Source organism: Enterocloster sp. (genome assembly GCF_057861365.1).
Genome location: NZ_DBMACH010000027.1, coordinates 1 through 19,849 on the forward strand (window position 1 = coordinate 1; position 19,849 = coordinate 19,849).

Here is a 19,849-nt window from a genome sequence, read left to right on the forward strand (position 1 = left end):
CAAGATGTAATATGTAGAGGGTGGTTTCTACCGCCTAATACTATTACATGACTGGCGGCTCATTTGTGGTGAATTGGTCTGGCAGTTGTGGGAAAGGAAAAAAATCCGCATAACTGCTGACATTTTAGCACGAAGGGAGCATGAAAATGAAGTCTATTTTTGAAGAAATGGGCGGCACATATACGAAGGTTGGCGATTACTATATCCCCGACCTTGCGCTGCCGGAGACCGAGGAATATCAGATCGGTAAGTATGGCCGTATGCGCCGCCGCTACTTGAAAGAGCATCGTCCCGTCCTTTATGCACACTACCTAACAAGCTGCACCCTGCATGAACATCTTGCAGAGATAGACAAATCCTGCAATCAGCGTATGGAGATCATGTGCGAAGCTATGGCACGACTGGAAGGTGTGACCGAGGCACTTAAAGCTACCGATCAAATGGAATGGGTACGGCGCATGAACAACATTCATAACCGTGCAGAGGAAATTGTTCTGACGGAGCTTGTATATTGCTAAACACATGTTAGCCCCGCATCAGCATGAATGAACGCTGGTGTGGGGCTAATTCTGTATCACTTAGCTCTTTATATTCCAGTAGCCTTTTCGGTCAGACCCGATGCGCTCGATGATTCCTTTTTCCTTCAGCTCCTTCAGACGCTGAGAAACTGTTTTTCTGCTGATAGATAGCTTATCTGCTATGGTGGTAGATGTGTATGCAGGATCTTCGGAAATCAGGGCCAGAATTTGCATGGATTTTTCATCCAAGGTTTCTGTTACCTTTTCTGTTACCTTTTCTGTTACCTTTTCTGTCACCTTGTAGGTGGCAGATCGAATAACCCGATCCTCTGACGCTGTAAACTGAATCATAATATCGCCGGGATGCACGGTGTACGCAGGAAGCGGGCTTCCATCTTCCTTGCAAGCCTGACAGATTTTCTCAATACCACGTCCCCAGCTCTCGATGAAGCCGGCCAAATAATACACATTCGCAATCGCCGTGTTGTAAGGGCGGGATGCGTGTTTGGACATCAGGCTGTCTGCCGTCCAGTTGTCTGGAAGCCTACCACAGTTAGCGATATACAGCTTATCCTCATACACGCTGATCTGAATCGGAACGCCGCTTTCATATTGCTTGTGGCATAGAGCGTTAAGAAGGGCTTCACGCAGGGCAGCGTCGGGAACAAAATAACGCTCAATGCGCTGCATCCCTTCGTAAGTGATTTTCGCTTTCATATATTTCAGATGGATGACTTCAATGATCTTGTCAATCTGTTCCAACAAGGAGCCGTGAATTTCATCCTGATAACGGAGATCGGCATCATTCTCGAAAAAGCCGATTTTTGTGTATGCGCCCAGCTGCCAGCGGTCAGGGTCTTTGCAGAACAGCAGCATCGCTGCGTTGGTATAATACCCGGCATTGGTCAGACGCAGCTTTTCCATTAAATCCGCTTTGTCCTCGTCTAAAACGCTTTGGTCGATCCGGCCCTTCTTGGCGGCAAGGGTCTTGAATCTCTTGACCAACTCATCATCAATATCATCCAACGTAAATCCCGGCAAGGGCATATTATCCCACGAAGCACCACGTTTGCGTAGAATGAAGCTCTCCAGTTCTGGGCCAGAAAGGGTCTGCATGGTGCTGCCGCTTCTATAATAATAGACACCTTTGCAGTTTATGGCAACGGGATATGGTGGAACAACGATTTCCAGATATTCTTTCCCGTCACGCTCCAGCTGATTGACATCCACCACGATGCTCATGGCATTTCGGATTTTGTTTGGAACATCCTCCAGCAGCTTGCGGATATTGGGCAGGCCGATAACTTTTCCATCATCGTCACAGCCAATATAAATCTTGCCGCCCTGTGCATTGGCGAAGCCGCAAATCCATTCCAGATAGTCATCCTTCCACTTAGCTTTCCATTCTATGTTCTGATTTTCAGGCATTATTATCACCATCCTCTGATTTATTCTTTCCCCGGCTCTTATAAACATTATACTGATTTTTACACCTTGCACTGCAAAAAGCGGAGTTAGCCCGGTTACTCAGGAACACTTTCTGACACTGCTTGCACATCCGCAACGGCTTTGTGCTGTCCACCAGCATGAAGCTGAACATCATCTGAATCCCCAACAGCAGGGAATGGAAATCCCAATAGATCGTTGGCCTATCCAACAGCTCTATATGATAGGTGGGTGCAATGCCGCCAAATGCAGCCATAGACTTACGCAGCATATTCCGGCTTTCTTCCTCCATGGAATCATAGTCATTATAATAGAAGAAAGAGGTCAGCATATTAAATGCCCAATCCTTGAGTTGCTGTGCCACCCAATCGTAAGGCTCTGCATACGCCCGCTGGAAGCTCATGGTCTTTGCCATCGGCTCGTCCATAAAGGTCATGGTCAGTGCAATCATTGCCCGGTCGCTGGACACATTCCAACTGGATTCCACACCGTTCTTGACCACATCCAGCTTATCAAAGGGGTAAAACAGGGACAGATACTTCTCCGTCTCCATCGTTTCTTCCTTGATAAAATGGTTCTTTGGCAGATATACCGCCTCATAATCCATAAAGGACGGCGTGGTGGGCAGGGCCGTCATCAGGCCCAGCAGCCCATAGTGGGTAATAAATTCCAAGATTGCCTTTTCTACCTCTGGCTCAGAGCTTTTCTTGCCGTTCATCATCAGCATCCCCACATTCAGAGCATCCAGCACAATGTCCGGGGCTTCCTTGAGTGGGTTATAGACATCCGGCCTGGCATCCTTTGCCGGGGTGATGTATTTCTTCCCGTCCTTGCCTGTTTTGATTTCATAGCGTTCATACCGCACCCAATGGGAACGGGATTGCTCAAAAAATGTATTCATAACGCAAATCCTTCCTTTCGGTCATCTGCTTATCAAATTCAATCAGATCATTCGCTGTCCTTGCTGCTGCCAAGGGCAGCTTTCTTTTTCCTCGGCTTTGATTTGTTCTCCCGGAGGATAACGGCGTCCTTGCCATAGGCTTTCAGCAAAAGCCCATATTCCTCTAAGAACTGCCGTTCCCGCAGCGTTAGGCTTCCACAGTCGTTCTGTTTTTCCAAAAGGTAATCATAAACCGCTCTTTGCAGCTTCTTGTGGATATTCTTTCGGAGCTTTCTAATGTTTCGGTCTGTCTGTCCCCGTATCATACCCACCTGTATGGTGCTGTACTGCCGGATGGACAGGTAATACAGCACTTCCTTCTGATCAATGGTAAGGCTGCGTATCAGCTCAGAAATAAATGAGCTTGCAACCAACTCATGCAGTTCATAGGGGCAAGAAAAAATGATATCCAGAAAATTGCCGCTGGCAAGCTGGCGGTATCGTGGCAGATTCAAATACAGCGGAATCATCTTCGGATTGGGAACTGCCATGTATTCTAACGGAACATCTCCCCGGAGATTTTCATGGTCACGCTCCCGTCGTTCCCGATTCCGATCCAACCTGTCCCATTCGCTGACAACGTATCGAAAGTCGTCCTCTGTTCTTGCAGCATCCTCCAGCCGTGCCAACGCCTCTGCCCGTATCTGGCGCTTTAAGCGTTTTTCGCTGACAGGAGCAGCTTCTTCCTCTTCGTCCTCCAGTTCTACGGTGTAGTCCCTTGGGTTTTCGTCCTGCTCCAGCTCTCTTTCCAGCTCTAAGGCTCGTTCTTCGGAGAGGATTTCCTCTAACTGCTCGTTTTGTATCGTCAGATCGGAGGCTTCATCCCATTCGGTTAGGTCATCACCGTCATCCGGGAACAGGAGAAATGTTCTATTTTCATCTGTCATGACCTCACCTCCGAAAATTTTTTGAATTTCTTTCAAAAACAGTTCCGATTTACACCCCGGATTTCTCCTATTAGTGAGAGGGTAATCTGATAAGCGGTTATTTAGGTTACTTTTTCAACCCGTATCAAGAGAAAGGAGGACGCAAGTTGCGGTAGCTTTATGAAACATGACACAAGATGCCACCGACTTACATCAGTCGGAACCACCATTAGTATATCAAACGAACATGAATTTTTCAAGGAGGAACGCTATGGATAAAAACAAACAGGCACAGTATATGATAAGACGTATTGGCGGCACCACCTACAAGGTGAGAGTCGCTTTCAGTGAAAGTGGGAAAGAGACAATGGAGGATAAAATTTTACGAATGATACGCAACGAAGTAGTTACAAACGACGGAACTTGTGATATAATTGGTGTACCACAAATGAGCCGTCAGTCTGAAAGGAGCGCATCATGAGCATCATTCAGACTGAGGACAAGATCACCGCCTTATACGAACGACTTTCCCGTGACGATGACCAGATTGGGGATAGCAACTCCATTGTGAATCAAAAGAAATACTTGGAGGGCTATTGCGCACAGCAGGGGTACACAAACTTTGCCCATTACACGGACGACGGATTCTCAGGCGGCACATTTGAAAGACCGGCATGGAAAAAGCTGGTGGCAGACATTGAAGCTGGCAAGGTGGCTCGTGTGATCGTAAAGGATATGTCCCGAATCGGACGTGACTACTTGCAGACCGGCTTTTACACGGAGGTTATGTTCCGTCAGCATGGCATTCATTTTATTGCCATCGCCAACAGCGTGGACAGCAACGACCAGAACAGCAATGAATTTGCTCCGTTCCTCAACATCATGAACGAGTGGTACTTGCGTGATCTGAGCCGCAAGCAGAAAACCGCTATCCGTGTGAAGGGGGAATCAGGCAAGCCTACCACCAACAGTGCCATCTACGGCTATAAGAAAGACCCGAACGACAAGCACCATTGGTTGATTGACGAGGAGGCCGCCGCCGTTGTGCGGCGCATCTTCCGTCTGACCATCGAGGGAAAAGGCCCCTATGACATTGCCAGAATCCTTTTTGAAGATAAGGTAGAAGCTCCGGCGGTCTATTTTGCAAGGAAAGGCATTGGCGTTTGGAAAAGTAAGACCGAGTTCGCATATCCTTATAACTGGAGCGGCTATATTGTGGGGCAGATATTGTCTAAGCCTGAGTATATGGGGCATACGGTCAATTTCCGTTCCCACAAGCTGTCATATAAGGACAAGACCTCTATTCCTAATCCCAAGGAGGACTGGCTGATCTTCGAGAACACCCATGAGGCCATTATCGAGCCGGAAACATGGGAGCTTGCTCAGCAACTGCGGAAAACGCCACGGCGTATTGATACCATAGGCGAAGCCAATCCCCTGACCGGGCTTTTATACTGTGCGGACTGCGGCGCAAAGATGTATAATCATCGTTCCAGAGGCGGTACAGAAGGCACTCCGTATCCGTCGGATTTCTTTGACTGCTCCTCTTATACACTGGCACATCAGAAGCATGGAAAGGACTGCTGCGGGCACTATATTACCACTAAGTCGCTGCGTATCCTTATTTTAGAGACAATCCGCACTGTCAGCCAGCTTGCCATAGCAGATCGGGAAAAATTCACCGAGAAGATACGAGCCGCTTCACAGGTCAGGCAGGTGGAGGCGGCCAAAGATGCCAAACGAAAGCTGAACAAAGACCGTAAGCGCCACAGTGAGCTGGATACGATCATTAAAAAGCTCTATGAATCCTTTGCCGTAGGCCGAATTTCTGAGGAACGCTTTGACAGCCTGCTTGCTGAGTACGAAGTCGAACAGAAAAACCTTTCCGCACAGATTGCAGAAACGGAGGAAAGCCTGACGAGCTATGAGGAAGATACTGCCCGTGTAGAGCAGTTCCTTGCTTTGGCAGAAAAGTACACCGATTTCTCCGAGCTGACTACACCGATGATCAATGAATTTATTGATAAAATCATCGTTCATGCCCCGGAGCGCATCGACGGGGACAGAACGCAGGAGGTAGAAATCTTCCTGAAATTCATCGGAAAGTTTGAACTTCCTGCCCCGGAGCTGACAGCAGAGGAAATCAAGCGGCAGGAGCAGCTACGCCAGCATCGCATCAAAAGCCGGGAGCGCTATCAGTTGATTAAGGCCGGGAAGCACACCGTTGGGCAGCCTTTTCAGCTAACCTGTAAGTGCTGCGGTCAGGGATTTGAATCCAAAAGCTCGGCTGCTATGTTCTGCGGACCGAATTGCCGGGCGAAGTTCTACCGGCAGGAAGCGGCAGAAAACAGGCGGCGTGACTGCACTTGTGAAAACTGCGGTAAGACCTTTTCCACCACAAGAAGCAATGTCAAGTATTGCAGTGATGAGTGCCGATATGAGGGGCATATCAAAGGCCAGCGGGTTCGCAATGCAGCGAACAGGAAGGAAAAACTGGCAGCGGAGACAGTTACCTCTCCGGCTTAATATTTCCAATAAAACAATAAATTTTGAGGAAGCGGTTTGCCTTATATCAGGGCAAGCCGCTTTTTCTACGCAAAGGAGGACACATGAATTTATTCGAAACCGTAAAAAACAACGTCAGCCTGCGGGAAGCGGCACAGGCGTATGGCCTTGAGGTCAACCGGCACGGCAAGGCGCTCTGCCCCTTTCACAATGACAGACACCCCAGCTTGTATGTGGCAAACGACCATTATTATTGCTTTACCTGCGGAGAGCATGGAGATGTCATTGACTTCACTGCAAGGTTGTTTGATCTCAAGCCCTACGACGCAGCCATGAAGCTGGTGATAGACTTTCATCTTGACCCGGACAAGCCGCCCAGCGCAGCGGCACTCAATGCAAAGCGTATCCGAACAGAAGCACAGAAGCTCAAAGAAAACGAGCGTCTGTGCTTTTCTGTTTTATCGGACTATTACCGTTGCTTGGAGGAATGGAAAGCATACTATGCGCCGCAAACGCCGGATGAGCCAGTCCATGATTTATTCGTGGAAGCCTGCCACAAGCTCAGTCAGATTGAATATGAACTGAACATTCTCACCTTTGGTGACAGCTATGAGCGTCGGGAAATTGTACAGGACTGGATGACGGATGGTGAAATCATAGCACTAAAGGAGCGTCTGGAACAACTGCGAAAGGAGGAAACCTATGGACGAATTGAATACCCCAATGGTTATGCCGCCTGAAGAAAGCATTCCCGATTGGTATGATGGAAAACGCATCAACGAAGTGCTGTTTTGTCAGCAGTTCTTAAAAAAGCATCCCATGAAATGTGTCAGAGGAAGGCTGTTCACAGTGGATGGACTGATTGAGGACGAGGCGCAAATCGGCAATCTCATTCTGGAGGAGATCTCCGGCTGTCTGACCTCCGGGCTTTCCAAGGTGGTGGCAAATCTGCTGGCCAGTATCAAGCTGCAAGCCTATTCGCCGCCCCTGCCCATCGAGACTGACCGTATCCATGTGGCAAACGGGACACTCTTTCTGGATGGGCGTTTCACCGAGGACAAAAGCTATTGCAACAACCGTCTGAGTGTGGCCTATCTCCCCGATGCACCGCCGCCTGTGCGCTGGCTGCAATTTTTATCCGAGCTGCTTGTCCCGGAGGACATTCCCACCTTGCAGGAGTATATGGGCTACTGCCTATTGCCTACCACAAAGGGGCAGAAAATGCTCCTGATGATTGGTAAGGGCGGCGAAGGAAAGAGTCGAATCGGACTTGTAATGCGCTCCATGCTGGGAGATAACATGAATACCACCAGCATCCAGAAGGTAGAGAACAACCGTTTCAGCCGTGCAGACCTGGAAAACAAGCTGCTGATGGTGGATGACGATATGGATATGAGTGCCCTGCCCAAGACCAACTATATCAAATCCATCGTGACCTCAGAGTGCAAGATGGATATGGAACGCAAGGGTGTTCAAAGCTATCAGAGCCAGCTTTATGTCCGCTTTCTTTGCTTCGGCAACGGCGCTTTAACCGCTTTGCACGACAAGTCAGACGGCTTCTTCCGCAGGCAGATCGTGTTGACCACCAAGGACAGGCCAGCAGGACGAGCCGATGATCCATTTCTGGTGGATAAGCTGACACAGGAGCGTGAGGGCATCTTTTTGTGGTGTCTGGAGGGTCTGCGGCGGTTGATTGGGAACGAGTATCAGTTCACCATCAGCGATAGAGCCAAAGAAAATATGGAGACAGTAAAGCGCAGCAGCAACAATGTGATCGAGTTTTTGCAATCCGAGGGCTATATCCGCTTTAAGGCCGACAGCGAAGCCAGCTCCAAGGCTATCTATGAAGCCTATCTCCGCTGGTGCGAGGACAACGCACAAAAGCCTATGTCAGCAAATCGTATCAGCTCAGAGCTGGCCCAGAATGAACGGCTTTATAATGTGGAGGCTACCAACAATGTGTACGCAGCCGGAAAGCGGGTGCGTGGATTTATCGGAGTGGAGGCGATGAACTTGCTTCCTTATTAAATATGAGAACTGGACTTCAAAACTGCCGTACATGCCGTACACGATGTACGGCAGTTCTCAACTCCGTTTTCAAAAAGCTATTTTACCGCAAAATCAGCGTTCTTTATGTGCAATGTGCTGCGATTACCGCATTTTCTTGCGGTATAAACAGCGATTTGACAAAGCAAACGCAAAATCCAAAGACCAATCGGTGTACAGCGGCGTACAGCACTGGCGTTTACCGTACAGAGCCGTACACAAACAATCTATTTTCAAGGCCGCACAGCGGCAGAAAGGACAAACTATGAACTATATGAACAATAACCCTATAATCATCGGCATCGACCACGGCTATGGGAATATCAAGACTGCACATTGCTGCTTTCCTACGGGCGTGATCATCTCTGACAAGGAGCCGACCTTCAAAAGCAATCTGCTTGTCTACAACGGCAGCTATTACACCGTGGGCGAAGGTCACAAGGAGTTTATCTCTGACAAAATGACAGACGGTGACTACTATATTCTGACCCTTGCTGCCATTGCAAGAGAGCTGAATATCCGCAAGCAGACCTCTGCCCGTGTGCATTTGGCGGCGGGGCTCCCTCTTACTTGGGTCAGCGAACAGAAGGATAGCTTCAAGGCGTACCTGTTGCAGAATGAAATGGCGGATTTCATTTTCCGTGGTGTCAGCTATCATGTGGAGTTTGCCGGAGCGGACATCTTCCCGCAGGGCTTCTCCGCTGTGGCGGACAGACTGCGGGGATTCAAGGGCATCAATATGCTTTGCGACATTGGCAACGGAACGATGAATGTCATGTATATCAACGAGCGCCGTCCGCTATCTCAGAAGTGCTTCACGGAGAAGTACGGGACAAACCAGTGCATGATTGCTGTCCGGGAAAATCTCATGCGGCAGTTTGGCGCATCGGTAGATGATACGATTCTGGAGCGTGTGATTCGCTTTGGGACGGCAGACATCAGCGAACGCTACCTAACTGCTATCCAGAACACAGCGAGGGATTACACCGCAGGCATCTTCCGCAGACTGCGTGAGCATGAGTATGACCCGGAACTGATGAGGCTCTATGTTGTCGGCGGTGGAAGCTGCATGGTGAAGAATTTCGGAGAATATGATGCCAGCCGGGTGATGATCAATGATGACATCTGCGCCACAGCCAAGGGCTATGAGCTGCTGTCTGCACAGAAAATGCAAAAGAAAGGCGATCTTGTATGAAGCAAATCTACACAACAACACTTCGGCTGAATCTGGAGAACGAAGCAGACCGCAGGGCGTGGGAGCATTTGCAGAGCCTTGACAGGCGAGAATATCGTTCAGTCAGCAAGGCAGTCGTTTCGGCGGTCAACGCTTACTTTGACCGTAGCAAGCAGCTTGCCGATGATCCCTATCTGGAAACACGGGAGAAGGAGGACGCTTTCCTCAGCCGGATCGAGGATACCATCTCACGCAGCTTGCAGAGCTGTACGCCGGTAAGCCTTGGCGGTATCCTACAGCTTATGCAGAGCGCACAGCCTGCCGCTGCTCTTGTTTCGGAGGAAACCGAGGAGGACATTTCAGCTGCGCTGGATTTTGCAGACGGCTTTTGAAATTACTTTTCTTGATTTTACTACTATGTTGGTGGCAATACAATCCGTCTTTGCTACCAAATTGGCAATTCTCAGAATGAGGAAAACAATTTACCATCAGTTCTGCAGGGAGTTGGTATCTGTGTGATACCAGTTCCCTGCTTTTTACTATCACGAAGCCGCCCAGCGGCAGAAAGGAGCCAGATATGGCAAATAAAAAGATCATGACCAAGGAAGAATTGCAGGCCAAGCACCGATTGGAGGAGGCACAAATGCGGGATCGGGCGAAAGAGCGAAAGGCCCGTACCAGACGCTTGATTCAGGAGGGCGCTGTTTTGGAGAAAGTATTTCCAGAGGCTCAGCAAATGGAGCTTGAAAAATTAGAGGACTTGTTATATGAGAAGCTACACTAATCTGCGAGGGGCGTTCCGGGCAACCGGGGCGTCCCTTCCTTTTTTATCCCGAAGGGCGCACTTACTCACCACCTGCGAAGCAGGCGGTGGTATCCCTTCCGTTGGTCGGGCTCGTGCGCTCTTCACGAACTGTCCATCGGACACTTCTCCAGAGAGGGCAGGAAATGCCGCAAGTCAGCATTCCCTGTGCAGTCGGCGCTTCTGCTGATGCAGAGATTGCTGCTTGTCGCACCAATCCGGCAGATACTCTGCCCGCCTCCTGCCTGCGAAAACCTGCCACCGGCAGCTTTATCGCAGATATGGGCAGCAATGCAGCCCATTTTCTCTTTGCAAAGAGAAACAGAAACCAAGGGGTGGCGTTTTACCACCCCCTCACAAAATACGAATCGAGGTGAACGCAAATGGCAATTTACCACTTGGAGGCAAAGGTGGTCAGCCGGGGAGCCGGACGCTCCGCCTGTGCAGCCTCCGCTTATCTCAGCTGCTCCCACATCCTCAATGACTATGACGGAGTACAGCACGATTACACCCGAAAGCAGGGGCTTGTGTGGCAGGAGGTATTCCTGCCGGACATGGCCCCACCCGCATGGCAAGACCGAGAGGTTCTCTGGAACGCCGTGGAGGAAAACGAGAAAACCAAGGACAGCCGCTTAGCCCGTGAGTTTGTGGTAGCCCTGCCCATAGAGTTGTCCCTAGAGCAATGGCAGACGCTGTTGACGGACTTCGTACAAAACCAATTTGTCGCAGACGGGATGTGCGCCGATCTGGCAATCCACGATCCTGATCCACCGGGTCATAATCCACATGCCCACATTCTCTTGACGGTGCGCCCGCTTGATGAAAGCGGCAAATGGCAATACAAAACGGAGAAGGAATATCTCTGCAGCCGTGACGGTGAGGAACGGGGCTTTACCGCTGCCGAGTTTAAGGCTGCACAGGCTGACGGATGGGAGAAACAGTACCAGTACAAGGTAGGCAGGAAGAAAGTGTATATGACACCATCCGCAGCTGAGGAACATGGATATGAGCGTGCCAGCAAGTATCCCAAAAGCACCAAATACGGGAGACAGAATCCCATTTCTGAACGCTGGAACAGCGAGGAACAGCTCCTTATCTGGCGCAAAGCATGGGCAGATGTGACAAACAAATATTTGGAGCGATACGGTCATGAGGAGCGCATCGACCACCGCAGCTTTGTCGAGCGAGGCATTGACGAGCAGCCCACCATCCACGAGGGCGTGATTGCCCGTGCTTTGGAACAGAAAGGTATCGTGTCCGACAGGTGCGAACTCAACCGTCAGATCAAGGCGGACAACAGGCTCCTGCGGGAACTGAAGGCGCAGTTCAAGAAAATTACGGAGGCGGTGAAGAACACGCTGCCCGCTATTGCAGAAGCGTTGGAAAAGCTGCGGGAAAATATGCTGATCTTCTGCTATCAGTTAGGGCATATCCGCAGCAGCAAGAAACAGATGACCGGTGCCTTGAATATTCTGAAGCCAAATCTGGCACAGTACCGCTCCCTTGTGCAGCAGATAAAGGAAACAACCAAAGAACGGAAGTCCCTACTGGCTGAAAAGAAATCCCTTCCTGCGATCCACTTTGTCAGGCACCGTGAGCTTGCCTCCAAAATAGCCGAGTTGACGGAAAAGTTAGAGGAGCTAAAAAGCGAAAAGGCTATGCTGCTTCATTCTCTGGAATACCCAGAGGACGCCACAAGCGATATCTTCCAGCGCCAGATTGACCGCTATGAAGATAATCTCAAACGGCTTGAGGCGCAGGAGAATAAGTATGCCGGAGAGCTGGAGGCTGCATTGTCTGAGTATGCCGAGCTGAAAGAGCAAGCTTCCGGCTTTGATTCCTTGCAGCTTTATCTGGAGCGGAAGGCACTTCGACCTGACAGAGAGAAAGCAGCAGCCCAACGCATTGAAGCGGCTTATGGCGACAAGTTCAGTTGGTGGTTGATGGAGAGTGGCCTACGGGATGTGTCTGGCTATCTTGACGAATATGCACAGGAAAAGACAATGGATCGAGAACTGCGGCAAAGGCGGCGATCGGAGCGGCTTGAGCGTAAGATGAAAAACAGAGATATGGAACGTTAAAAGTGCTGGAGGTTGAAACTTCAGGTGAAGTCTGTGACATAGGGGGATGGAGATAATCCCTATACGTCAAGCGTAAAATAAGCACCGGTATGGGTTTTCCATACCGGTGCTTGCAATATTTAATCGAATTCTATCACTTAAAATCAAAAGAGTTTTCCAACAACTTATCAAGTGCTGCCATCAGTTCCGCTCGAACAGCCTCTCTTTCACTTTCTCCGCCTGCATTTTCGATATAGATGGAATAGTTATCAAATGTGATATAGGCGTAATAGATCACAGTCTTAATTCCTTCGCTGTTTGCATTTGTAACGAAGTAGCCAGCTTTAACTGGCGTATCTCCAACCATAGATACATTTCCCTTGCCAATTACGGTAGTATCCATAAGATTGTTCCCAGACAGCGAAACAACAAATTTCATATCGCTGTAATGACCATCAAAGCCAACAAATGCTACATCGTCCAAGGTAAAGAGGGCATCTCCGGAAATCGGAAGATCACCGAAAATAGTCTGAACCTCATCTTTGGTCAATGCTCGTGCTTGCAAGTTCAAACTCAGAGCAGAGGCTACCGTATCTGCTTTAGTGAAAGATATGGTAGTTCCATCACCTAATGTAGCTGTTTCTGTACTTTTGCCGAATAATCCCATACTAAACACTCCCACCACGATTAGACAGAGACACGCAGCAATTGCCCCAAATTTCAGCCAAATGCTTTTTTGTTTCTTTGCCTGATAACTCGCCGTTTCTTCGATATGACGGCTACCAATGCCACCAACGGCGTCAGAGATGTTCTTTCGTGTCATAAATCATACCCCGCTTTCTGTAAATGATTTTTAAGTTTGCTTCTGATTCGGGAAAGGCGAACAGACACATTGTTATTTGTTGTACGAAGCCTCTTTGCAATTTCTGTAATGCTATCTGAGTACCAATACCTTGCTACAAACATAACCCTGCTTTCCTGATCCAAGCTGTCAAGGAAACGATCAATTTCCTGTGACAGCTCCTTTGCATCCACTTCCTGTTCAATAGTAGATGCAGAAGTTAGGCACTCTTCCAACTCATCAAGTGCAACATCATAGTAACTGTTTCGCTTTAGTGCAGTATTTGCGTGGTATTTTGCGGTAGCGATATTGCGGGTAATACGAAAAATATAGGTTCTGAGTGGGTCAGGTCTTTCTGGAGGAATTGCATTCCACGCAGCAAGGTATGTATCATTTACACATTCTTCTGCGTCGGGTTCGCATTTCAAAATGTTGTTTGCAATTCTTTTGCAAGTTGAACCGTATTTTGCAGCAAGTTCAGCTATTGCCTGCTCAGTACGAGCAAAGAACAGTTCAATGATCTTCACATCCTCTAACAAGGTATCCACCTCCTCACCTATGTACTATGGATCTGGCGGACAATCTTACAGAAGCGAGGGAAAATTTCACACCTTTATTATAGTACATTGCAATTCTATTTTCTATCGCCTCAGCAAAATCGTTTGGCACCAGTCGAGGTCGCTCGGCAGTCTGAAAATATGGTCCTTCGGTTTTGGTAGAGTTGCTCGCAGCAGAGGAGGCGTAACAAAAAATTAAAGGTAGCTGCCCGGACAGAATGGGTTGGGTGGAAAAATAAATAATATCCGAAACAGGATGACGGAAATTGTTAGCGCCGAGTTAATTCGTACACAGTTAGTGTTTAAGTGTTTACAAACAGCCCATTGATATTGTTCGTTTGTGCGTATATAATATATATAACTATTTGATGCGGAGGTAAACTATGTTTGAATACATGACAGTACAGGATGCGGCTAAACTTTGGGGAATATCGGTGCGTCGTGTTCAAAAGCTGTGTGAGGAGAATCGCATTGATGGAATTGTTCGGCTACCTCGTGCATGGCTAATTCCCCAAGATGCCCAAAAGCCGGCTGATGGAAGATATAAACAAAATAAAAATGAATTTATAGCTGACAACAAGGAGAACACACGATGAGTAAATTGTTATTAGTGGAGGATGACCAAAGTATCGTATCCTCATTATCAGACTATTTAGGAAATGAAGGGTTCAAAATCGAAAATGCTCCCGGTCAAAAAGAAGCAATAGAAAAATTGGATAGCGACCAATACGATATAGCCTTGGTGGACATTCAATTATCAAACGGAAATGGTTTTTCTGTTTGTTCTGCAATTAAAGAAAGAGGAACTATGCCAGTTATTTTCTTAACGGCTTCTGATGATGAATATAGTGTTGTGGCTGGGTTAGATATGGGGGCTGACGATTATATCAGCAAACCGTTCAGACCAAGAGAACTGCTTTCAAGGATCAACAGCGTATTAAGGAGAACTAAGAACACACAAAACATTATCAGTTACCTCGACTTAGTTGTGGACACAAATCAAGCAACCGTATCAAAGAATGGGAAAGAGATTTTGTTGTCTGCTATGGAATATAAGTTGCTGTTAGTCTTTTTGCGTAACAAAGGTATTGTCCTTTCTCGCAGAAGATTGTTGGAGCTTTTATGGGACACTACTGGGGAGTTTATCAATGATAATACATTGACTGTCTATATGAAAAGGCTACGTGACAAAATTGAAACCAATCCGCAGGAGCCGGAAATCATAATTACCGTTCGTGGGCTTGGCTATAAGGTGGGTTGATATGGACTTTATCAGAAATAAAGAAGTTAAAAGGCAAATTGTTGTCAGCAGTATTCTTATTCTATTTTGGGGCGGCATTGGCATTATCGTTGATAGCAAAGCTGTGTGGATTGTTCTGTCGGCTATCATTTCATCCAGTGCAGTTTCCCTCTTTTTCACATATCAGAGATACAAGAAAATTGCTGATTTTAGTTTGCATATTGATAGGCTGTTACATGGAGATGAAAAAATTTCTTTTGGGCAGTTTCAAGAAGGTGAGTTATCTGTTTTACATGATGAAATATCCAAGATGACAAGACGGCTTATTGAACAGGCAGAAGCTCTGAAAATGGAGAAAGGTAATTTGGCAAATGCTTTAGCCGATATTTCACATCAATTAAAAACACCTTTGACATCGCTGAATATCTTAAATGCTTCTCTGTGTAATGAGGAACTGACTGACGAAGAAAGGTATGAGCTGATCCGCGAACAGACTATGCTCTTATCAAGAATGGAGTGGCTGATAGCCACACTTCTGAAAATATCCAAGCTGGATGCAGGAACGATTACTCTAAAGCCACAGGCGGTATACTTAAAAGATGTGGTAGAAAAAGCAATTCGTCCTCTGGAGATTGCGGCAGAATTAAAAATGCAGACAATCACGCAAGTGATTCCGGCAGAATTAAAACTATCTCTTGATACTGATTGGACTGCTGAAGCCTTGGGGAATGTAATCAAAAACTGTATCGAACATTCACCAGAGGGCAGCACTATCGAAATCAAGGCAATAGAAAGACCTCTTTTGACACAGATCATTATAGAGGATAGCGGAACAGGTTTTCAGGAAAAAGACATCCCCCATTTATTTGACCGATTTTATCAAGGAAGTGGCTCTACAATCGGTAATGCCGGTTTGGGGTTGGCTCTGGCAAAGACGATCATTGTCAATCAGGGTGGTGTCATCCAAGCGAAAAATCGGGAGTCAGGCGGTGCAAAATTTGAAATCTGCTTTTATCGGGGGACTGCTTAATGCAGCCCCTTTTTAAGTGACATTTTTGTAATGAAAAAGTAATGAAGCAGTCACTTGGCTTTGCTATACTGAATTGCAAAAATATATGGAGGAACTTTTTATGGAGATATTAAGAGTAGAGAATATCTGCAAAACCTATGAAATGGACAATGCTCCTGTCCATGCTTTGTCAGATGTTTCTTTTTCCGTCGATAAAGGAGAGTTTGTTGCAATCATTGGAGCATCTGGGTCTGGCAAGTCTACCCTGTTGCACATTTTAGGTGGTGTTGACAGACCGACTTCGGGAAAAGTATTTGTGGATGGACAGGATGTTTATGAGCAAAATGAAGATGAATTGGCTGTATTCAGAAGAAGGCAGGTTGGGCTTGTCTATCAGTTTTATAATCTGATCCCGGTTTTGACTGTCGAGGAAAATATCACGCTGCCGATTCGATTGGATGGGCGTAAAATCAATCAGGAGCGTTTGAAAGAACTGCTATCCACACTCAAACTGGTAAAGCGTAGAAAGCACCTGCCAAGTCAGTTATCCGGCGGTCAACAACAAAGAGTGGCAATCGGACGAGCGTTGATTAACGCACCTGCGATTATCCTTGCGGATGAGCCAACGGGAAATCTGGACACGGAGAACACAAGGGATATTATGAAACTTCTGCGTGAATCCAATGAAGTCTATCGCCAGACAATGATCCTGATTACCCATGACCGTGAAATCGCAATGCAGGCAGACCGTATTCTGGAAATTCAGGATGGCAGACTTGTGAGGGATGAGGTGATACGCTGATGAATATGATTTTCATGCTTACACTCAGGAATCTGTTGTCGAATAAAAAGCGTACCCTACTCACACTTTTAACCATTCTTTTGTCAATCAGTATGATAACCGCTATTCTCTGTGGGGGATGGTCGTTGGTTGATTTTTTGAAAGAGAAAGAAAAAGTGTATGGTGGCGATTATGACTACTACATGGAGGATTTGACTTGGGAGCAGGTTCAAGAGCTATATAGTCAAAACAATGTAGGCGAAGTTTCGCTTCTCCGCTTTGCCGGAAACAGTTTTTACGGGGAGAAATCCAACAGTACAATGCTCTCCGTTGGCGAGATTGACGAGAACTTTACCCAAAGATTTTCGTTAAATCAGTATTTGCTTGCAGGGCGTTTCCCGCAAGATGAAAATGAGATTGTTATTTCAGAATCTTTTTTGAAGAAAAACAACATGAATACAGAGATTGGAGATACGATTTCTTTAACTCTTGGTTCAAGAATTTGGGATGAATATAATGCCCAGCTTTCCGGGCTGACAAATTATAGGGGCGAAGAAGAAAGCTTCGTTCCAACAAAAGAGAAAGCGTATGTAGTTGTTGGTATTCTGTCAGATGTGAATGACTCAAAAATCGCAGCAAACTATAATGCCTTTGCAGGTGTTGACAAAACGGCATCCGATTTTGCTGCGTATGTCAAGGCAAAGAATTTATCCAATTCGATCTATACAGAAGCCGAAGAAGTGGCTGCGGCAGTAGACAGTCATGTAGCAAAGTTTCATTCGGAATTGTTAGTCTATCATGGAATTACCGGGGGTAAAGGAGCTGCAAAACTGATTGCTTTGGTGGTCATGGTCGTTTGTCTTTTGATGGCTGCATCTGCTTCAATGATCAGCAACGCCCTCTCCATTTCCTTACAGGAACGAATTAAGCAGATGGGAATGCTATCCAGTATTGGAGCCACAAAAGGGCAAAAACGCCTTAGCGTATATTTAGAAGCCTTCCTTTTGGGAGTGGTGAGCATACCCTTTGGATTGGTTGTTGGTATCCTGCTATCTGCTCTGTTATTAAGTGTGGTCAGGGCAGCTTTTGGAGAAACATTCACTTTTGGCATCGTAGAACTGTCCTTGAAGGTAAACGGATTGATCCTGCTCGTCAGCGGATTATCCGGCATTGCTTCTTTGTACTTCGGAAGTAGAAAGCCTGTGAAGCAAGCAGCTAAAATTACAGTTATTGAAGCGATCCGCCAGTCTAACAATGCGGTATCAAGAAAGAAATTCCGTGACGGAAAAATCGTTTCTTTGGTTTTTGGCATTTATGGTTCGTTAGCAGCAAAAAATATTAAGCGTAATCCAAAACGCTTCCGAGCGATTACCGGCTCTATTTTCTTGTCGGTGGTAATTGCCCTTTCCTTATATAGTTTCTCTGATTTTATGCTTTATCAGACATCCTTGGATATGAAGGAGGACGGTTCCTGTTATACTGATGTGATTTCGATGATTCAATACAAAGATATTCCTGTCGCAATCGGGGCATTATCGGATGAAAATATCACTGCGGATGTTTCCTATTCTTTTCAGCGATATATGACCGCTGAATTTTCGCAGGAACAAATCAATCCTGATATGCAAGGATATTTTATCAATGGTACGAAAGCAGAGGTATATGTCGTAGGATTGGACGAAGAACATTTTGTCTCTTTTTGCGATGAAAATGGATTCAGTCTGGATGTGACAAATTTCAATCATGGAATTTTGCTCAATCAGACTATGGGATACTATAATTCGGCACAAAATCGGGTAATTGCAGGCTCACCGTTTCTTATTGAACCGGGAACAGAAATCATTCCGCTGGGGGCATCCGAGGATGCCTTGCCGATTATCGTGGAAGAAATCGTTTCAGAAGAAAATGCAAATATCCAATCCATGTTTGTGAGAGATCGAGCTGTCCTCATCGTGCCTTTAAGTTATTTTAACTTGCTGATAGATGATAACGCCTATGTGGAAATGAGAATACAGACAGCACAGCATAAAGAAGCAATGGAATGTCTGGCTGACAGAGGATTTCCGCAAACTGTGGACATTGCAGCCGCAACGAATAATTCCAGACAGGTATATACGATTGCAAAACTGGTAATCTGCCTGTTCTCGATCCTGATGACGGTTATTATCAGCTTGAATGTTTGTAACACTATCTCGAATACGATTCATTTGAGAAGAAGCGAATTTGCTGTTCTGCGTTCTGTTGGTATGACTGCCAAAGGATTAAAATGTACGCTATTGCTCGAAGCTGTTTTGTACGGCGTAAAAGCATTGGTTCTTGCGTTGCCTGTGAGCTTTTTGATTCATTGTGCTATCTACTACTTCATATCGTCGGGTATGACACCATTTGCTTTTTATATGAACGGCGGTATTTATGCTCTTGCAGTTATGGCTGTCGGCGCTATGGTATGTATCGCTATGCTGTTTGCTGTTAGAAGCGTATCAAAGGTGGAAATTGTAGAGGAACTGAAATTGAGCAATATGTAATCATTCAATCTAACAAAGCAACTGAAACAGAGGTAATAGAAATTGCGTAAAAAGAAACTGGTAAAGAGAGTTGCAGGCATTGCTTTGACTGTTGGTGCAGTTATACTTGCCATTGTATGTGTTGGTAAAGTAAATCGCATTCAGAACGAAAAAGATATTATTGGCACATGGAAGGATGCAAATGCTGAGGAGATATTTACCTTTCAAGAAAACGGGGAACTTGCTGTGAGTAAAGATATGCCCGATTCGGGTCTATCCTGCGGTGACGCATATTATAGTTTTTCTTACTCGGATATAATCTGTGTTACACAGGGAAATAGTAGTGTAGAATTTGAGATAGAAGTAGATCAAAACGAATTGAAAATCTTCTTCATGGGACAAGAATATCTGGAATTGGAAAAGTAATGATTACAAATAAAAGAAAACCATTGAGCCGATAATTCGCATCCTTTGCGGACTAACGGCTCTGCATATATTTTGAACGCTATTTTCAGAAACATTGTGTTTTGCAGAAAAGCCCCTTGACAAATTCCATCTCA

General features: G+C 46.4%; 21 protein-coding genes. 16 read left to right on the plus strand and 5 right to left on the minus strand.

Annotation, left to right across the window (positions count from 1 at the left end; genetic code table 11):
• Positions 1-146: 146 nt before the first annotated feature.
• Positions 147-518: a TnpV protein gene (locus tag ACZM6M_RS17040; RefSeq protein WP_055145291.1), complete on the plus strand. Its 372-nt coding sequence runs from the start codon at positions 147-149 to the stop codon at positions 516-518.
• A 60-nt stretch (positions 519-578) separates the two neighbouring features.
• Here ACZM6M_RS17040 and ACZM6M_RS17045 read toward each other — a convergent pair whose 3' ends face one another.
• The 3 genes from ACZM6M_RS17045 to ACZM6M_RS17055 are packed head-to-tail and all read right to left on the minus strand — an operon-like array spanning position 579 to position 3,791.
• Positions 579-1,946, minus strand: coding sequence for an ATP-binding protein (locus tag ACZM6M_RS17045; RefSeq protein ID WP_055145294.1), 1,368 nt, complete (start codon positions 1,944-1,946; stop codon positions 579-581).
• Positions 1,939-2,865, minus strand: a complete 927-nt coding sequence (locus tag ACZM6M_RS17050; protein WP_055145297.1) for a hypothetical protein — start codon at positions 2,863-2,865, stop codon at positions 1,939-1,941. Before ACZM6M_RS17050 ends, ACZM6M_RS17045 begins: the two co-directional genes overlap by 8 nt.
• A gap of 47 nt (positions 2,866-2,912) precedes the next feature.
• Positions 2,913-3,791, minus strand: a complete 879-nt coding sequence (locus ACZM6M_RS17055) for a hypothetical protein (RefSeq protein WP_055145300.1) — start codon at positions 3,789-3,791, stop codon at positions 2,913-2,915.
• Positions 3,792-4,041: 250 nt separating this feature from the next.
• On the opposite strand from ACZM6M_RS17055, the gene ACZM6M_RS17060 reads away from it, so the two are divergent.
• The 9 genes from ACZM6M_RS17060 (at position 4,042) to mobQ (ending at position 12,378) form a co-directional block, all read left to right on the plus strand.
• Entirely contained in the window at positions 4,042-4,251 is a 210-nt protein-coding gene (locus tag ACZM6M_RS17060) for a transposon-encoded TnpW family protein (protein ID WP_055145303.1), read from the plus strand.
• Positions 4,248-6,296: a recombinase family protein gene (locus ACZM6M_RS17065; protein WP_055145306.1), complete on the plus strand. Its 2,049-nt coding sequence runs from the start codon at positions 4,248-4,250 to the stop codon at positions 6,294-6,296. The genes ACZM6M_RS17060 and ACZM6M_RS17065 overlap by 4 nt, the downstream gene beginning before the upstream one ends.
• A gap of 83 nt (positions 6,297-6,379) precedes the next feature.
• Positions 6,380-7,015, plus strand: coding sequence for a CHC2 zinc finger domain-containing protein (locus ACZM6M_RS17070; RefSeq protein WP_055145308.1), 636 nt, complete (start codon positions 6,380-6,382; stop codon positions 7,013-7,015).
• The gene (locus ACZM6M_RS17075; RefSeq protein WP_330375650.1) at positions 6,978-8,303 is read left to right on the plus strand and encodes a DNA primase family protein; all 1,326 of its coding nucleotides are present in this window, start codon (positions 6,978-6,980) and stop codon (positions 8,301-8,303) included. The genes ACZM6M_RS17070 and ACZM6M_RS17075 overlap by 38 nt, the downstream gene beginning before the upstream one ends.
• 283 nt (positions 8,304-8,586) lie before the next feature.
• Positions 8,587-9,516, plus strand: a complete 930-nt coding sequence (locus ACZM6M_RS17080) for a ParM/StbA family protein (RefSeq protein WP_055145311.1) — start codon at positions 8,587-8,589, stop codon at positions 9,514-9,516.
• Positions 9,513-9,887: a hypothetical protein gene (locus ACZM6M_RS17085; RefSeq protein WP_055145314.1), complete on the plus strand. Its 375-nt coding sequence runs from the start codon at positions 9,513-9,515 to the stop codon at positions 9,885-9,887. The genes ACZM6M_RS17080 and ACZM6M_RS17085 overlap by 4 nt, the downstream gene beginning before the upstream one ends.
• Before the next feature lie 185 nt (positions 9,888-10,072).
• Positions 10,073-10,279, plus strand: coding sequence for a DUF3847 domain-containing protein (locus ACZM6M_RS17090; protein ID WP_330375652.1), 207 nt, complete (start codon positions 10,073-10,075; stop codon positions 10,277-10,279).
• 164 nt (positions 10,280-10,443) lie between these two features.
• Positions 10,444-10,674 (plus strand): hypothetical protein, encoded by a 231-nt coding sequence (locus ACZM6M_RS17095; RefSeq protein WP_055145317.1) that lies wholly within the window; start codon positions 10,444-10,446, stop codon positions 10,672-10,674.
• A 6-nt stretch (positions 10,675-10,680) separates the two neighbouring features.
• Positions 10,681-12,378: a MobQ family relaxase gene (gene mobQ, locus ACZM6M_RS17100; protein ID WP_055145320.1), complete on the plus strand. Its 1,698-nt coding sequence runs from the start codon at positions 10,681-10,683 to the stop codon at positions 12,376-12,378.
• Positions 12,379-12,511: 133 nt separating this feature from the next.
• On the opposite strand, the gene ACZM6M_RS17105 is transcribed toward mobQ, so the two are convergent.
• Both ACZM6M_RS17105 and ACZM6M_RS17110 read right to left on the minus strand, forming a co-directional pair.
• Positions 12,512-13,180, minus strand: a complete 669-nt coding sequence (locus ACZM6M_RS17105) for a hypothetical protein (RefSeq protein ID WP_055145323.1) — start codon at positions 13,178-13,180, stop codon at positions 12,512-12,514.
• Entirely contained in the window at positions 13,177-13,737 is a 561-nt protein-coding gene (locus ACZM6M_RS17110; RefSeq protein ID WP_055145326.1) for an RNA polymerase sigma factor, read from the minus strand. The genes ACZM6M_RS17105 and ACZM6M_RS17110 overlap by 4 nt, the downstream gene beginning before the upstream one ends.
• A 401-nt stretch (positions 13,738-14,138) precedes the next feature.
• Here ACZM6M_RS17110 and ACZM6M_RS17115 point away from each other — a divergent pair, with 401 nt between their 5' ends.
• From ACZM6M_RS17115 to ACZM6M_RS17140, 6 genes are all read left to right on the plus strand, one after another.
• Positions 14,139-14,351: a helix-turn-helix domain-containing protein gene (locus ACZM6M_RS17115; RefSeq protein ID WP_055145329.1), complete on the plus strand. Its 213-nt coding sequence runs from the start codon at positions 14,139-14,141 to the stop codon at positions 14,349-14,351.
• A complete protein-coding gene (locus tag ACZM6M_RS17120; RefSeq protein WP_055145332.1) occupies positions 14,348-15,016 on the plus strand; it encodes a response regulator transcription factor in 669 nt (222 codons plus the stop codon). Before ACZM6M_RS17115 ends, ACZM6M_RS17120 begins: the two co-directional genes overlap by 4 nt.
• Before the next feature lies 1 nt (position 15,017).
• Positions 15,018-16,025, plus strand: coding sequence for a sensor histidine kinase (locus tag ACZM6M_RS17125; RefSeq protein ID WP_055145335.1), 1,008 nt, complete (start codon positions 15,018-15,020; stop codon positions 16,023-16,025).
• A 100-nt stretch (positions 16,026-16,125) separates the two neighbouring features.
• Complete coding sequence (locus tag ACZM6M_RS17130; RefSeq protein ID WP_055145338.1) at positions 16,126-16,806, plus strand: ABC transporter ATP-binding protein; 681 nt, start codon at positions 16,126-16,128, stop codon at positions 16,804-16,806.
• The gene (locus ACZM6M_RS17135; RefSeq protein WP_055145341.1) at positions 16,806-19,310 is read left to right on the plus strand and encodes an ABC transporter permease; all 2,505 of its coding nucleotides are present in this window, start codon (positions 16,806-16,808) and stop codon (positions 19,308-19,310) included. The genes ACZM6M_RS17130 and ACZM6M_RS17135 overlap by 1 nt, the downstream gene beginning before the upstream one ends.
• A gap of 42 nt (positions 19,311-19,352) precedes the next feature.
• Positions 19,353-19,715: a hypothetical protein gene (locus ACZM6M_RS17140; RefSeq protein ID WP_055145343.1), complete on the plus strand. Its 363-nt coding sequence runs from the start codon at positions 19,353-19,355 to the stop codon at positions 19,713-19,715.
• The last annotated feature ends 134 nt before the right edge of the window (positions 19,716-19,849 follow it).

What these genes read in the sequence shown, in the direction of transcription:
- ACZM6M_RS17040 (WP_055145291.1), top strand. Translation starts at nt 147, where the DNA reads ATGAAGTCTATTTTTGAAGAAATGGGCGGCACATATACGAAGGTTGGC.
- ACZM6M_RS17045 (WP_055145294.1), bottom strand. Translation starts at nt 1,946, where the DNA reads ATGCCTGAAAATCAGAACATAGAATGGAAAGCTAAGTGGAAGGATGAC.
- ACZM6M_RS17050 (WP_055145297.1), bottom strand. Translation starts at nt 2,865, where the DNA reads ATGAATACATTTTTTGAGCAATCCCGTTCCCATTGGGTGCGGTATGAA.
- ACZM6M_RS17055 (WP_055145300.1), bottom strand. Translation starts at nt 3,791, where the DNA reads ATGACAGATGAAAATAGAACATTTCTCCTGTTCCCGGATGACGGTGAT.
- ACZM6M_RS17060 (WP_055145303.1), top strand. Translation starts at nt 4,042, where the DNA reads ATGGATAAAAACAAACAGGCACAGTATATGATAAGACGTATTGGCGGC.
- ACZM6M_RS17065 (WP_055145306.1), top strand. Translation starts at nt 4,248, where the DNA reads ATGAGCATCATTCAGACTGAGGACAAGATCACCGCCTTATACGAACGA.
- ACZM6M_RS17070 (WP_055145308.1), top strand. Translation starts at nt 6,380, where the DNA reads ATGAATTTATTCGAAACCGTAAAAAACAACGTCAGCCTGCGGGAAGCG.
- ACZM6M_RS17075 (WP_330375650.1), top strand. Translation starts at nt 6,978, where the DNA reads ATGGACGAATTGAATACCCCAATGGTTATGCCGCCTGAAGAAAGCATT.
- ACZM6M_RS17080 (WP_055145311.1), top strand. Translation starts at nt 8,587, where the DNA reads ATGAACTATATGAACAATAACCCTATAATCATCGGCATCGACCACGGC.
- ACZM6M_RS17085 (WP_055145314.1), top strand. Translation starts at nt 9,513, where the DNA reads ATGAAGCAAATCTACACAACAACACTTCGGCTGAATCTGGAGAACGAA.
- ACZM6M_RS17090 (WP_330375652.1), top strand. Translation starts at nt 10,073, where the DNA reads ATGGCAAATAAAAAGATCATGACCAAGGAAGAATTGCAGGCCAAGCAC.
- ACZM6M_RS17095 (WP_055145317.1), top strand. Translation starts at nt 10,444, where the DNA reads ATGCCGCAAGTCAGCATTCCCTGTGCAGTCGGCGCTTCTGCTGATGCA.
- mobQ (WP_055145320.1), top strand. Translation starts at nt 10,681, where the DNA reads ATGGCAATTTACCACTTGGAGGCAAAGGTGGTCAGCCGGGGAGCCGGA.
- ACZM6M_RS17105 (WP_055145323.1), bottom strand. Translation starts at nt 13,180, where the DNA reads ATGACACGAAAGAACATCTCTGACGCCGTTGGTGGCATTGGTAGCCGT.
- ACZM6M_RS17115 (WP_055145329.1), top strand. Translation starts at nt 14,139, where the DNA reads ATGTTTGAATACATGACAGTACAGGATGCGGCTAAACTTTGGGGAATA.
- ACZM6M_RS17120 (WP_055145332.1), top strand. Translation starts at nt 14,348, where the DNA reads ATGAGTAAATTGTTATTAGTGGAGGATGACCAAAGTATCGTATCCTCA.
- ACZM6M_RS17125 (WP_055145335.1), top strand. Translation starts at nt 15,018, where the DNA reads ATGGACTTTATCAGAAATAAAGAAGTTAAAAGGCAAATTGTTGTCAGC.
- ACZM6M_RS17130 (WP_055145338.1), top strand. Translation starts at nt 16,126, where the DNA reads ATGGAGATATTAAGAGTAGAGAATATCTGCAAAACCTATGAAATGGAC.
- ACZM6M_RS17135 (WP_055145341.1), top strand. Translation starts at nt 16,806, where the DNA reads ATGAATATGATTTTCATGCTTACACTCAGGAATCTGTTGTCGAATAAA.